The sequence below is a fragment of the Paenarthrobacter sp. E2MeOHC11 genome (genome assembly GCF_058744955.1).
Genome location: NZ_CP196673.1, coordinates 3,397,791 through 3,411,700, shown reverse-complemented (window position 1 = coordinate 3,411,700; position 13,910 = coordinate 3,397,791). Strand labels below are relative to the sequence as shown.

The window sequence follows — 13,910 nt, the reverse complement described above, 5'->3', positions numbered from 1 at the left end:
GACGACGAGAGAATTACTTGCCCGTACCGGCGGTGAGCCCGTCCTGCAGCGCGCGCTGGCCGAACATGAACACCACCAGAGCGGGAATCATGGAGAGGACAACACCGGCCAGGACCACTGAGATGCTTCCGGTGCCGAGGTTGCCTTGAAGGGAGACCAAGCCCAGCGGGAGGGTGAAGTTCTGCTCGGAGATGGTCATGATGAGTGGCCTGAAGAACTCGTTCCAGTGGAAGTTGAACGCCAGGATGCCCACGATCGCCAGGCCCGGCATGGCCAGCGGCGCATACACGGAGCGGAACGTCCGCCACGGCGAGGCGCCGTCGATCGCGGCCGCTTCAGCGAGCTCACCCGGCAACCCCATGAAGTACTGGCGCATCAGGAAGGTGCCGAACGCCGTCGGGATGGCCGGAATGATCAGCGCCAGAAGCGTGTCCGAGAGGCCAACACCGCGGATCAGCATGAAGACAGGCACGATCGTGACCTGTGCGGGCACCATCATGGTGGCCAGCACGATCGAGAACAGCGCGCCCCGCCCCCGGAACTTGAGGTGCGCAAACGCGTAGCCGGCCAGCGCGGCGGTGAGCATCTGCCCCACCGCGATCAAACCGGTCACCAACGCACTGTTCACTACCAGGGCCACGATGTTGAGCTGCTTGAACACTTGCTCGTAGGAGGTCAGGTCCGGGTTCAGCGGTAGGAAGGCGGGCGGCAGCTGGAAGGATTCCGACGGCGGCCGCAGGGAGGTGGACAGCGTCCACAACACGGGCCCCAGGACAAAGACGGACGCGATCAGCAAGACGATGACGCGGACGGCCACTGACCAGTCGCGCTTCTTCCGCGTAACTACAGGCGCCGTGGTGGTGACACGTTCTTGAATGGTGGTCATGACGGGCCTTACTGGTAGAAGACGAATCGTTTGCTGAGCCGGAATTGCGCGGCGGTGATGGCCATGATGATGAGCGTCAGGATCACGCCGATCGCCGAAGCCTGACCGAATTCGAGGCGTTGGAACGCGGACTCGAAGATGACCATCACGGCCGTGCGTGTTGAGTCACCGGGCCCGCCGCGGGTCAGGACATAGGGCTGGTCGAACACTTGGAGGGCGTTGATGATCGCCATGACCGAGGCCACCAGCGTGGTGGGGCTCAGCAGCGGCAGGGTCACGAACCAATGCTTGCGCCAACCGGTGGCGCCGTCGATGGACGCGGCCTCGTAGGTCTCCACCGGAATGGAGGCCAGCCCGCCGATGAAGAGCAGGAACGAGAACCCGAAGTTCTGCCACGCATAGACAAGAATCACGACGGCGGCAGATCCACCTGGCGTCGTCAGCCACGGGACCGCTGGGATGCCGACGATGGACAGCATCCAGTTCACTACGCCGAACTGTTCGTTGAAGAGGTAGCGCATGAAGATGGACACCGAAGCCGCTGACAGGATCAACGGGAAGAAGAACGCGGAGCGGAAGAAGACCCTCAGCCACGCCGGAAGCTTCTCCTGCACCATGATCGCCAAGCCCAGTGCCAGTCCAAGCTGGAGTGCCACGGCCACCACAACAAACACGATGGTGTTCAGGAATGAGACCCGGACGGTGGGGTCCTGGACTACCTCGGCAAAGTTGTCGAAGCCCACGAACGTCGGCGCGGAGATAATGTCCCAGCGGAAGAACGCGAGCGCGATTGATGCCACGATCGGCAGCAGGGTGAAGATGCCCATGCCCGCGATGGTGGGCGCCAGGAAGGCCCACGGCAGCCAGCGTTGCTGCGCGCGGCCGCGTTTGGAGCCATGGCCGTTCTTGTGGGCGGCCTGGCGACGGCCCGGATCGCTCCCCGTGCCCGTAGGCGTACTGGTTGCGGTGCTCATGGTTGCCTCCTCAGGGCAAGTTCGAGGTCACGCTGCATGGAGTTCAGGGCGTCTTTGAGTTGACGCTCATCTCCGCTAACAGCCAGGCTCACGTTTTTCATGAGGGCAGTTTCGACGGCGGCCTGCTGGGGTGGCGCTGGAATGGGACCTGTGGTGGGGAACCTGTCCAGGGTGTCGTAGAAGACTTTCCAGTTCCGTGGACCGGTTCCTGCGTAGAGCTGCTCATTGACCATGGACCGCCGGGCCGGTGTGGTGTTCGGGGTAGGGAACACGATCTGCATGGCCTCAAGACTGGAGCTGAACTTCACCCATTCCCAGGCGGCGTCCTTGTCTTTGGCGGTCTTCATGATCGCGTACCCGGCCGTGCCGAACTGGTGGCGCTGGGTCCGCCATTTCGGGAAGAACTGGACGTCGAATCCGTCCTCAGTCATCCCCGCTTCATGGAGGCCTTGCACCCAATAGCCGCCCGCCGGCGTCGTACCTATCCTGTTGGAGGCGAAGAGGCCGATCAGCGCGCTGCCGCCGCCTTCCTCGGGCCGGACACCCAGCCCGTCCTTCACCAGACCGCGGAGGTAGTCGAAGGATTCGAAGACCCGGGGATCGTCAGCGTTGGGTTCCAGCCACTGGTAGCCGCCGGAGCGAAGGCTGCGGGAGGGGTCGTTGGCGTAGAAACTGTCCCAGAGCCATTCGCCGCCCGGGGACTTGGTCTCCTTGAGGAAGCTTGTCTCGTTGGCGTAGAGCCACGGCACCACTCCGCCGAAGAGACGGTTGGTCCAGTAGTACGGCGTGAAGTCCTTGGGGTTGGCCTTCTTCATTGCCGCGAGTGTGCTGCGGAAGTCTGTGTGCGTCCAGTCATCGGCGGGCCGCTCCAGGCCTGCCGAACGAAGTGACGCGGTGTTGTAGTACATATTGGCCGCGTTCCAGTCGATGGGGAGCTGGAAGAGGCTGCCTTTGTACATGAACGCTTCCACCAGGCTGGGGTGGACGTCCTCGAAGTACTCCTTCATGTCCGCTGCGTCGCGGCGCAGGTACTCGTCCAGCGGGTGGGCCAGTTTTTCGGCGAAGAGCTGGGCACCTTCCGTGGCTACGTACACGACGTCCGGAGGGGTGCCCGCGGCCACCATGGTGAGGATCTTGGTGAAGAAGTCCTTCCAGTCCACGGCCTGGATCGCCTGGACCTTGACCTTGATTTCGGGGTGGACTTTGGCAAAGGCGTCGATGACCTTTTGGCGGGCCGCTGCGTCCGCCGCGGTGCCCATGATGGCGATACTGAGGCTGTTGTCTCCCCGGCCTGGAATGTCCGTCCCGGTCAAGCGCGGCCACGACGCCGCGGTCACTCCAACAATCCCGGCGCCGAGGGCTGTGAGGGCACTTCTGCGTGTGAATTGACGCAAAGCCCCATTGGTTCCCGACATGTAGATTCCCTTCCCTAACACGTGTTAGGAAGCTTAAACCCGCCACCTAACACGTGTCAACCGTCACAGGAATGTTGCAGGCATCTCACTGAGCCCCGCCACGCGAAGGCAGTACTCACATGGGCCATCCAGAGAACTGTGGCACCCTAGACAGAATGAGTTCCCAGCAATTCCGCACCAGCGGGAGGTCGAGCAAACGGCCGCTTCAGCAGCGCAACGCAGGCGTTGGAACAGGATTCCTCTTCATCCTGGCCACGATCGCCAGCGTGGTGGGCCTTGCCGCGACCTACTACTTCTTTGTTCGCACCACCATGGGCCAGTTCATCGACGAGTCAGCACTGGTTGAAGCCACGGTGTTGGGCGGAACAGCCGGCAGGGCCTCCACGGAATTCCTGGACATGCTCCCCATGCTTTCACTGGCGATCGCCGCCATTATGGTGCTCTTCGTGACCATCGCACGCCGCCGCTGGAAGGCTGCCGGCATCGCTGTCGCAGCCTGCGTCGCAGCCAACGTGGCCACCCAGATCCTCAAGTTCCTCATTCCGGACAGGCCCGACCGCGGTGTGCAAACCCTGGAACTGAACTCACTCCCCTCCGGACACACCACGCTGGCCGCCTCCGCCGCTGCCGCAGTGTTCCTCATGGTTTCGCCGCGCTGGCGCCCCTTGGCTGGCTTCCTCGGAAGCTCCTTCGCCGTAGCCACCGGGGTCTCCACGCTCATCAACCAATGGCACCGCCCGGCCGACGTCGTGGCAGCCTTCCTGCTCGTTGGAGCTGTCATGCTCCCCGCAGGGTGGCTCATCCTGCGCACCGGCAGCAGCTGGAATGTCTGGAAGGGATACGGCGAGCACTGGGCAGCATCCCGACTATGGGTATGGCTCACAGTGATCGCCCTGGTGATCGCCGGCATTGTTGCCGCATACTCCCTGCTTCAGGTCATGCCCGGCCTCAGCACCGACAGCACCATCGACTACTTCTGGGCAGGCACGGCGTTCATCGTGATCGCCGGATACCTATCAGCCCTCGGCGGCACCTGGCTCTTCGGCCTGGCGGCACGCAAGAGCTAAACGCGCTCAACGCTCGACGGCGGCGTACCACTTCGGCGCCGATCGCACCCGAGCCTATGGTGCGATTCGCGCTACCCGGCGCGCCTGGCCTGATCCCGGATGAAATGCCGGTCCTCATCAGTGAGCTGCGTCCCACCGTGGGCGTCCACGGTGTCGCTCTCCCCCGTCTCGCCATTGATGATCGCCGTGACGGTTCGGGGCACAATCATGGTTCCCGGGTTGTCGATGAGCCACTGCTGTGTGTCCGATGAGAGCTGGTCCCAGAATTCTTTGATGTGCACAACAATCAGCACTGCCCTTCATTGGTGGGGTGTGGATTCATGGAATGCGCCATTTGCGCCAGAGTGGTTCTCGGGTGATCGGGGGTGCAGGCCCTTCTTAAGGCTACGCCCGGCGCTACCTATCTTGACCCGAATGCGTCCGGGTTTCTGCGTGTGACGTCGACGGGGTGCAATCCATGGGTTACAGTTAATCCACTCGATGGATAAACAACGGCTAATCCCAGGAGCCCCCATGTCTTCCACCCTCAGCCCCGGCTTGAGCCCCACTGCCGGTCGCACTGCTACCGTTCCGGCCTCCCGCGATCTCGTGGTGGACTTCATCCGCGTCGCTTGCATGTTTGCCGTAGTGGCCGTCCACCTGCTCATGATGGGCATCAGCGTGGACTCCTCCGGCGTCGGAGTAGGGAATCCCCTGACCTCCCTGAGCTGGTTTGCGCAGGGAACGTGGTTTGGCCAGGTCATGCCGCTCTTCTTCGTGGTGGGCGGGTTCGCGTCGCTCACCTCATGGCGCAGCCTGCAGCGGAAGGGCGGCGACGCAGGTGACTACCTCCGGAACAGGGTGCTCCGACTGGTCCGCCCCACGGTCGCCTTGTACGCGTTCCTCGCCATTGCGTTGTGGAGTGCGACGGCGGCTGGCGTCCCGGGCGAGCTGCTGGCGGTTATCGCTGCGGGCGCTGGAGTCCAGCTGTGGTTCCTCGCTGCGTACCTGATCTGCCAAGCCATGGTGCCAACGATGGCCAAGCTCCATGGCCTGGCACCGTACCGGACCCTCGCAGCGCTGGCCGCGGGCGCCGTCGTCGTCGATGTCCTTCGCCTGGGCCTGGAGCGCAACCCGTGGGGCTTCGACTCGAACCCGATCGGCCTGTTGAATATGGTGTTCGTGTGGGGCTTGCTGCAGCAGCTGGGCTTCTTCTATGCCGACGGATTCTTTGACAGGTTCTCCCGTTGGAAGCTCATCGTGGCTGCCGCTGCTTGCTACCTTGTTATGGTTCCACTCACTCATTCCGGCCCGTATCCCGTGGATATGCTGACCAGCCAGAACCCGCCGATGTTCCCGCTCATCCTGGTGGGCTTGGCACATGTGTTGCTGGTGAAGGCCGTGTACCCCGTTCTGCAGCGGTTCGTGCACGTTGGCTGGGTGCAGAAGGTGATGTTCGTTGTGGGCAGCCGGGCGATGACCATTTACCTGTGGCACCTGCCGTTGATCATCGCAATGTTCGGCCTCGCTTTGATCCTGAGGCTGCCGTTCCCGGAGCCGGCCAGCACCGAGTGGTGGCTCACCCGGCCTCTGTTCTACGTTGCGGCTTGGGCCTTGGTGCTGCTCGTCTCAACCCCACTGGTCCGCTTGGAGCTCGCCACCACGGCCCTGGCTTCGGGTGCTTTTAGGCCCGCGATGTGGCGCATCGCTGCAGGGACTGTCCTGGCCATCATCCCGCCGTTCGTAGTGATGAGGACGGCCTTGGATGCGGCAAATGCGACGTGGGGCTTGGTGCTGCTGGTGATCGCGGTGGCCCTTGTTACCGGCAAAGTCCCGGACCGGGCGTGGAAGACGCCGCGGTTGGTGGATCGCACCTAAACCTGAGCCACGCAAAAAAGCAAGGCTTCACCAGCGGACTCCTGCAGGGTAGATTCTGCGCTACCGCACCCGGCCACCCAACTACCGGGTCCCCACAGGGAGATGCATGAGATGCATACAAAGCACAAACCACGCATTGGAAACCGAACCTCGGCTCTCGCGGCAGGAGTGGCAACAGTCGCCATTCTTGCCGTTGCAATAACGCCACCCGCCCTGGCTGCGAAGGCGACGGACACTCAGGCCCTCCGCGATGCAGTGACCGCGGGCGCCATCATCGACCACCTCGAAGAACTCCAAGCGATCGCGGATGCCAACGGCGGCACCCGATCAGCCGGCACCACGGGCCACGTGGCATCCGCGGAGTATATCGAGAACCAGCTTGAAGCCGCAGGCTTCGTCACCCAACGCCAGTACTTCGAATACCTCAAGTTCAACCTGGCCAGTGAAGCCTTCGAGCGGCTCACGCCAACGCCGCGAACGTACACCGAAGACGATTTCGGCGCGATGTCCTACTCCGGTTTCGGTGACGTCTCGGCCACTGTGATGCCGGTGGATATCAACCTCACCGGTGACCGGGCCTCAACGAGTGGCTGTGAGGCTGCCGACTTCACCGGCTTCGTGGCCGGCAACATCGCGCTCATCCAGCGCGGCACCTGCCCCTTCAACACCAAGGCCGCGAACGCGCAGGCTGCCGGCGCAGCGGGTGTGATCATCTTCAACCAGGGCGACGCCGATGACAGGCTGGCCAGGGTGGACGGAACCCTCGGAGCCCCCACCGCCGACAACCCTGCAGTAACCGTACCGACCGTTGGCGCTAGCTTTGCCGTGGGCGAGGAGCTGGCCGGCCTCCCTGGAGCCACTGTTCGCATCGAGGTTGAGGGCGATACCCAACCGATTGAAACCTTCAACGTCCTGGCGGATACTGCGGGACGTGCAGACCGCACGGTGGTAGTGGGCGCGCATCTTGACTCCGTAGCCGAAGGCCCAGGCATCAACGACAACGGTTCCGGCTCCGCAGCCATCCTTGAAACCGCCCTGCAGTTCGCGGCGCTCGGTATTTCCCCGGAAAACCGCGTCCGGTTCGCGTGGTGGAGCGGCGAGGAGGACGGCCTGATCGGCTCGGACTACTACGTCTCCCAGCTGAGCAAGAATGACCTGAAGGACCATGCCCTCAATCTCAACTTCGACATGGTGGCCTCTCCCAACCCGGTCAGGTTCATCTACGACGGTGATGGCAAACCGCTCGGAACTGCTGGGCCCAATGGCTCGGCCGCGATCGAGAAGGTCTTCCTTGACTACTTTGCCTCGCAGGGCCTGGCCACAGAGCCCACAGAGTTCGATGGGCGCTCCGATTACTTCGGATTCATCGAAAACGGCATTCCCGCAGGAGGCCTGTTCACCGGCGCCGAAGAGATCAAGACGGCGGAGCAGGCGGCAGTCTACGGCGGCACGGCAGGCGTTGCCTACGATCCCTGCTACCACCAGGCCTGCGATGACATCGACAACATCGATGCAGCGGTCCTGGAACAGATGGCCGACGCGATCGCCCACTCCACGCTGGTCTTCGCGGAAACACTGTCCGCGGTGAACGGCACAGCGAAGGGCTCGGGCAACCTGAAGCTTGAGTTCAAGGGCAACCACGCAGTCCGCTAGCAGTACAGGTCGGTGAATGCACAACGGCCGCAGAACAACCTGATGGGGTTGCTCTGCGGCCGTTGTTGGTCCAAACAAGGTCAGGAAGCAGCAGCTCCCGAAGCCTTATGGCATGCGGTAGAGGAAGGCGGCCATCGCGTCACGGTTAATGGGTGACAAAGCCCGGTAGGTGTAGAAGCCGTCAGCCTCCAGCCAGCCCGAGGAGATCTTCTTGTCGGCCATCCACGCCATCTCTTTGTAGAACTGCTGATAGGTGTACACGTCCTGGAAAGGGGACGTCGCGGGAGCCTCGAAGTCCGGGCTGTTGGCCAGACGGTAGAGGAAGGCCGCCATGGCGTCGCGGTTGATGGGCGTCAGCGGCTTGTACGTGCGTGAACCGTCGCTTTCCGTCCAACCGGACGAAATGCCCGCGTCAGCAAGCCAGGACATCTCCTTGTAGAACTGCTGCGTGGTCAGTACGTCCTTGAACGGGGACGTCGCCGGAGGGGTGTAATCCGGCGATCCGGCCATGCGATAGAGGAAAGCGGCCATGGCATCACGGTTGATGGGCGTCACAGGCCGGTAAGTCACTGACCTGTCCGCTTCAACCCAACCCGTGGAGATCTTCCGGTCAGCCAACCAGGACATCTCCTTATAGAACTGCTGGGTCGTCAGCACATCCTTGAAAGGCGACGTGGTGGGTGCGGTGAAATCAGGTCCCTTCGCACTGAGGTACGCCGACCAGCCGGCAGTGGCGCCTGCCTTCAGGAGGTACCCGGACTTAGCTATGGCTGAAACCTTCACCTGCCCTCGGGCCGGGTAGGTACCCGCCGCGACGGTTTTTCCGCCCAGCTGATACTCCACGCCCGTGGACTCGGGAATGGTGTACGTGTCGTCACCCATGTAGGCCTGGTCCTTGAAGACCACCGGTGCGGGCGTCGCCGCCTTGTCGGCTCCAAGCACGTTAATGGTCGGGGCGCTCGTACTCGACGCCGGCGCGTAGGCCGTCTTGGTCCCTGACACGGTTACCCGCAGCGGCTTGCCCTCGTCTGCTTCCGTTACCTCGTAGTCGGCGGCGGTGGCACCTTCGATCGGGTTATCGGCACGGCTCCATTGGTAGGTCAACTCAACCGGAGCCGGCTCCCACGTCCCTGCCTGTGCTTTCAGCACGCTTCCCACGTATGCGGGACCATCGATGACGGGAACACTGGCACTTATGGTCCCCGGTCCCACTTTGGCCGTGGGCGCCGAGGTCGCAGATACTTCGTCAAAGTGGATTTTGTTTGCCGAGACTTTCACCGTCATGCCGGCGTTCAGGTCCTCCGGGACCAATGTGTAGGAAGCGCTCCAAGCATCTGGAATGGGTACGCCGTCCCGATACCACTGGTACCCCCAACGGACAACTTCAGAAGCGTCGGGTCCCCAGTTGCCTGGGAGCGCATACAAGGCCGAGCCCACCTTCAGATCACCGCTGATGATGGGAGGGACAGCAACCAAAGGGGTTGCATCCCACGCGGTTTCCCTCAGAGCCAATCTGGCGTCAACCACGTTCACCCGGCAGCTGAAGTAGGTGCATCCGAGGCCTTGGGCGGTCTTGATGAGTCGTCGTTCAATATCTGCGGGGGTGGAGGCCGGCATCCGCGCCAGCATGAGGGCAGCGACGCCCGACACATGGGGAGCCGCCATGGATGTGCCTTCTTTGAGGTAATAATCCTCGACGCCGGGCCGGTCCGTTCCGTTGTTAAGCGTGGACACGATGCCATCTACCGCTGCCTTGCTCATCTCGCCACCGGGAGCATAAATATCCACGGATCCGAAGTTCGAGTAATCGGCTTTGGCATGCGTCCGTGTGCTGGCGGCTACGGTAATCACGTTTTGGCAGTTAGCCGGGCTGACCTGGGCGGCGTCCACATTTTCGTTGCCGGCGGCGGCAACCACTACCGCTCCCTTGCTGCGGGCAAAGTTCACGGCGTTCTGGTAAGTAGCGGAGCACGTGGCCATTCCGCCCAGGCTCAAGTTGACCACCCGGGCCGGGTTGGCGTTCGCCGGCACCCCGGTCACGGTTCCACCGACGGCCCACCGGATGCCGTCCGCGATGTCGGAGGTGTATCCGCCGCATGTTCCAATAGCCCGGATGGGGACTACCTTCGATTTCGGGGCGACGCCGGCAACACCCTTCGCGTTGTCAGCAACAGCGGCGATGATGCCGGCGACGTGCGTTCCGTGCCATGAGGACTTTGTCCCAGGCTCCCCAGCAGCGCACTGGCCATCAAAGGTTGTGTCACCCTCGTCTTGGGGGTTGGAGTCCCGGCCATCGCCGTCACGGGAAGTGTCGAGGTCCGCGATCATGTCATAACCCGGAAGGATGTTGGCATCGAGATCGGTGTGCTTGAGGATGCCGCTATCAATGACAGCAACCACACTGCCTTCACCTTCGCTGTAGTCCCAGGCACCAAGGATGTCGATTCCAGCGGTCCCGTCGCCAAGCGCCCACTGCATGTCGTAGTACGTGTCGTCCGGTGCGCTGGCGAATGACCTCATGATGACGTCCGGTTCGGCGTACTCCACGCTTGGATCCGATTCCAGGGTTTCAATGACGTCACCGACTTCGTCAGCAGTCAGCTTCCGGTCAGCCTTGATGACCTGCTCGCCTGCAGCGGTGGTTCGAACACTTTCAACCTGTCCGCCCAGGTCATCGGCGATACGGTCCAGGGAATTGCGGCGATCAGCAGATTGAATTCCTGCCCGTTCGTTGAATTTCACGATGAACTGATCGGTCGGATCCGCCTCGGTGATCGTGGACTTCGACAGCGGTGCAGCACTGGGCACGGGCTCATCGTCTGCAGAAGCAGGGAGGGCCGGCAGCACGGCGCCGGCCATCGCGATTACGACCATCAGTAGTACTCGAGAGCGCGCGCTGGCTCTCCGTCGGTTCTGCATAAACAGCGCCCTCTGCTCAAACGCCCCCAAGAGCGCGAAAAAATTGGCCGCGAGTCTACGGCCAGCATGAGTTTAGCCAGAGAGTTGAGATTCCTGCGAATTACCTGTGAGTCGAGTCTCGGATGCTGGGCAACGCCGAGGGCCGGCTGCAGAAGAGTCTGCAACCGGCCCCGGTTGATTCGTACTTTGGTGTCGCTACGGCATCCGGTAAAGGAAGGCTGCCATGGCGTCGCGGTTGATAGGCGACAGCGGGCGGTATGTACGGCTACCGTTGGCATCGGTCCACCCCGAAGAAATTTTCATTTCTGAAAGCCACGCCATTTCCCCATAGAACTGCTGGTGGACACTCACATCCCCAAAGGGAGAATAATAAGGTGCCACATATTCGGGTGAACCAGCGAGCCGGTAGAGAAACGCCGCCATGGCATCTCGACTGATTGGTGTCAGCGGTCGGTACGTCTTTGACCCATCAGTTTCTGTCCATCCGGACGAGATGCCCGTTTGAGCCAACCAAGCCATTTCCTTATAGAACTGCTGGGTGGTTGTCACGTCCTTGAACGGTGACTTGGCTGGCGGCGTGTAGGCAGGCGAGCCCGCCATTCGGTACAGGAACGCAGCCATTGCATCACGGTTGATAGGTGTCACGGGACGGTAGGTCACGGAGTTGTCCGCTTCTACCCAACCCGTGGAGATCTTCCGGTCGGCCACCCACGCCAATTCCTTGTAGAACTGTTGGGTAGTCAGCACATCCTTGAACGGGGATTTGGCTGGGGCCGTGTAAGCGGGTCCCTTCGTGCTGAAAAAGGCGGACCACTCCGCTTTGGCCCCGGGTGCAATCAGATACTCCGCTTTAGCTATAGCTGTTATTTTGACCTGGCCTCGTGCGGCATAAGTTCCAGCTTTAACGGTTATGCCAGCAATTTGGTAGTCCACGCCGGTACTTACAGGGACGGTGTATTTGTCGTCGATCATATAAGGTGCCTCGACGAGGATTACCGGCGATGGGGTCACGACATGATCAGCAGGCATGACCTTGGGGGTTGCCCCGCTCTCAGCCGTGGTCTGCACATAAAGGGGCTTCGTAGCTGTCACTGAAAAGGAAATCGCCTTTCCAGCATCGGCCTCCACCAGTGTGTAGGTGAGGGCGGTCGCGCCCGGGATTCCTTGCCCATCCCTCAGCCACTGGTACGTCAGACTATCTGGCACGGGCCACCACTCTCCACCGGAACCAGTCAGAGTCATTCCCACAAAGGCCTCTCCCTGCAAAGACGCAGGCGTATAGTTCGACATGCTGCCGAGTTCCACCTGAGGCGTGGGCGCTGACGTGACTGTAACTGTCTCGAAGTGATTCTTCTTGGCTGTTACTTTGAGGGATATCCGTGTGCCCAAGTCGTCACCCTGCAGGACGTACACGGTATCGGTTGCACCTGAAATCGGAGTCCCGTTGCGAAGCCACTGGTAGCTCCAATCAATTCGAGGAACGTCTGCCCAAGAGCCACCGACATAAGACCTGAGTTCGGCGCCTACACCTGTCCCGCCCGTAATCGAAACCTCGCCTGTCCCGATGGGAGCGGCGTCGGCAGCTACATCCCGTAGGACCCGTTCAGCGTTAAGGAGGCCTCCGCCGCAGCCACCCGCACATAAATAGAGTGACTGCGCCGTGGCTTTAATTCTCGTCTCCACATCATCCGGGGTAAGGATCGGGAAGGCGGAGAACATCATGGCTAGCGTGGCCGCGACGTGAGGGGCTGCCATCGAGGTACCCTCCATGAATGCGTAGCCCTCAGTGCTGGGCGCGCTCGAACCCGCGTTGTACGTTGAAATGATTCCTTGATAGGGCTCCACCGTCATATCACCGCCTGGTGCAACGATGTCAACGCTGGTTCCGTAGTTCGAGTAGTAGGCCTTGGATTGCTTACTGTCACTCGCACCCACGGTAATGACGTTCTTGCAGTTGGCAGGGCTGAACTTTGATGCATCCGCGCTCTCGTTGCCGGCTGCTACAACCACCGCGGCGCCACGGCTTCGGGCGTAATCTACAGCGTTTTGATACGCAACAGAGCAGGTAGCCTTTCCACCGAGGCTAAGGTTTATGACCCGCGCGGGATTTGCGTTGGTTGGAATGTTGGAAACTGTGCCACCGGCAGCCCATACGATCGCGTCGACGATGTCTGATGTGTAGCCTCCGCACACTCCCAACGCTCTGACCGGGACTACCTTGGCCTTGGGTGCTACACCCGCCATCCCTTGGCTGTTATTCGGGATGGCGGCCACGATTCCAGCAACGTGTGTCCCATGCCACGACGAAGGGTAAGCCGGCTCAGCGGCGGCACATTGACCCGCAGAGCTGGCGTCTCCCTTGTCGTGAGGATCGGGATCGCGACCGTTCCCATCACGGGCAGCCGCAGCAGAGCTGATCATGTCGTATCCAGGCAAGATGTTGGCGTTCAAATCACTGTGGTCTGTGATCCCGGTGTCGATGACAGCTACATTGATTCCTTCTCCCTGGCTGACGTTCCAGGCGCCTACTGCGCCTATTCCTCCCCCTCCACCACCAATGGCCAAGTTCCACTGGTAGTACGTTAGGGGGTCATTCGGTGTAACGAATTCCAACGGCCGCATGATGGTGTCCGGTTCGGCATATTCCACAGTGGGATCCGCCGCCAGCGTGGCAGCGAGCTCACCTGCTTCTTCGGCCCCAAGCTTTCGGTCGGTCTTGACGACCTCCTCGCCCGTTGCGGTGCTGCGAACGGCTTGGACAGGGACGCCTGCTGCACCGGCAGCCTGGCGAAGAGAGGACTGCCGATCAGCCGATTGGATGCCCGCTCGTTCTTTGAACTTCACGATGAACTGATCGGTCGGTATCACCGACGATTGGGTGGCCGTCGACAGCGGTGCCGCGCTCGGCGCCGGCACGGGCACGTCATCCGCCACTGCCGGCAACGCTGGCAAACCAGCTCCGACCAACGCGATAACGCCTACAAGTAGTACTTGAGAGCGCACGCTGGCTCTCCGTCGGTTCTGCATAGACAGCGCCCTCTGCTCAAACGCCCCCAAGAGCGCGAAAAAATGGCCGCGAGTCTACGGCCAGCATGAGTTTAGCCACTATCTGGAGTTTCCTGCGAATTTCCTGTGAGTC

The 13,910-nt window shown here is 61.6% G+C and carries 9 protein-coding genes; 3 read left to right on the top strand and 6 right to left on the bottom strand.

Annotated features, from left to right (window positions below; all coding sequences use genetic code 11):
- Nucleotides 1-13: 13 nt before the first annotated feature.
- From ACSSVG_RS15860 to ACSSVG_RS15850, 3 genes are read right to left on the bottom strand one after another with little or no spacing between them, the layout of a single operon-like run.
- Nucleotides 14-886, bottom strand: coding sequence for a carbohydrate ABC transporter permease (locus ACSSVG_RS15860; protein ID WP_159700934.1), 873 nt, complete (start codon nt 884-886; stop codon nt 14-16).
- 8 nt (nt 887-894) lie between these two features.
- Nucleotides 895-1,860, bottom strand: a complete 966-nt coding sequence (locus tag ACSSVG_RS15855) for a carbohydrate ABC transporter permease (RefSeq protein WP_492415624.1) — start codon at nt 1,858-1,860, stop codon at nt 895-897.
- Entirely contained in the window at nt 1,857-3,275 is a 1,419-nt protein-coding gene (locus ACSSVG_RS15850; protein ID WP_253468836.1) for an extracellular solute-binding protein, read from the bottom strand. Before ACSSVG_RS15850 ends, ACSSVG_RS15855 begins: the two co-directional genes overlap by 4 nt.
- Before the next feature lie 119 nt (nt 3,276-3,394).
- Between ACSSVG_RS15850 and ACSSVG_RS15845 the strand changes: the two genes are divergently transcribed.
- Nucleotides 3,395-4,342, top strand: coding sequence for a phosphatase PAP2 family protein (locus tag ACSSVG_RS15845; protein ID WP_492415623.1), 948 nt, complete (start codon nt 3,395-3,397; stop codon nt 4,340-4,342).
- A gap of 71 nt (nt 4,343-4,413) precedes the next feature.
- On the opposite strand, the gene ACSSVG_RS15840 is transcribed toward ACSSVG_RS15845, so the two are convergent.
- Nucleotides 4,414-4,635, bottom strand: a complete 222-nt coding sequence (locus ACSSVG_RS15840; protein ID WP_159700946.1) for a hypothetical protein — start codon at nt 4,633-4,635, stop codon at nt 4,414-4,416.
- A 220-nt stretch (nt 4,636-4,855) separates the two neighbouring features.
- Between ACSSVG_RS15840 and ACSSVG_RS15835 the strand changes: the two genes are divergently transcribed.
- Together ACSSVG_RS15835 and ACSSVG_RS15830 are read left to right on the top strand one after the other, a co-directional pair.
- Nucleotides 4,856-6,199, top strand: coding sequence for an acyltransferase family protein (locus ACSSVG_RS15835; RefSeq protein WP_492415622.1), 1,344 nt, complete (start codon nt 4,856-4,858; stop codon nt 6,197-6,199).
- 111 nt (nt 6,200-6,310) lie between these two features.
- Nucleotides 6,311-7,852, top strand: coding sequence for a M20/M25/M40 family metallo-hydrolase (locus ACSSVG_RS15830; protein ID WP_492415621.1), 1,542 nt, complete (start codon nt 6,311-6,313; stop codon nt 7,850-7,852).
- Nucleotides 7,853-7,957: 105 nt separating this feature from the next.
- Here ACSSVG_RS15830 and ACSSVG_RS15825 read toward each other — a convergent pair whose 3' ends face one another.
- Both ACSSVG_RS15825 and ACSSVG_RS15820 read right to left on the bottom strand, forming a co-directional pair.
- Nucleotides 7,958-10,726 carry a S8 family serine peptidase gene (locus ACSSVG_RS15825; protein WP_492415620.1) on the bottom strand — a complete coding sequence of 923 codons (2,769 nt, stop codon included), beginning with the start codon at nt 10,724-10,726 and terminating at the stop codon, nt 7,958-7,960.
- 240 nt (nt 10,727-10,966) lie between these two features.
- Complete coding sequence (locus ACSSVG_RS15820; RefSeq protein WP_492415619.1) at nt 10,967-13,798, bottom strand: S8 family serine peptidase; 2,832 nt, start codon at nt 13,796-13,798, stop codon at nt 10,967-10,969.
- Nucleotides 13,799-13,910: the final 112 nt, after the last annotated feature.

Excerpts from the sequence above, each read along its gene's own strand:
- ACSSVG_RS15860 (WP_159700934.1), bottom strand. The coding sequence starts at position 886 with ATGACCACCATTCAAGAACGTGTCACCACCACGGCGCCTGTAGTTACG.
- ACSSVG_RS15855 (WP_492415624.1), bottom strand. The coding sequence starts at position 1,860 with ATGAGCACCGCAACCAGTACGCCTACGGGCACGGGGAGCGATCCGGGC.
- ACSSVG_RS15850 (WP_253468836.1), bottom strand. The coding sequence starts at position 3,275 with ATGTCGGGAACCAATGGGGCTTTGCGTCAATTCACACGCAGAAGTGCC.
- ACSSVG_RS15845 (WP_492415623.1), top strand. The coding sequence starts at position 3,395 with ATGGGCCATCCAGAGAACTGTGGCACCCTAGACAGAATGAGTTCCCAG.
- ACSSVG_RS15835 (WP_492415622.1), top strand. The coding sequence starts at position 4,856 with ATGTCTTCCACCCTCAGCCCCGGCTTGAGCCCCACTGCCGGTCGCACT.
- ACSSVG_RS15830 (WP_492415621.1), top strand. The coding sequence starts at position 6,311 with ATGCATACAAAGCACAAACCACGCATTGGAAACCGAACCTCGGCTCTC.
- ACSSVG_RS15825 (WP_492415620.1), bottom strand. The coding sequence starts at position 10,726 with ATGGTCGTAATCGCGATGGCCGGCGCCGTGCTGCCGGCCCTCCCTGCT.
- ACSSVG_RS15820 (WP_492415619.1), bottom strand. The coding sequence starts at position 13,798 with ATGCAGAACCGACGGAGAGCCAGCGTGCGCTCTCAAGTACTACTTGTA.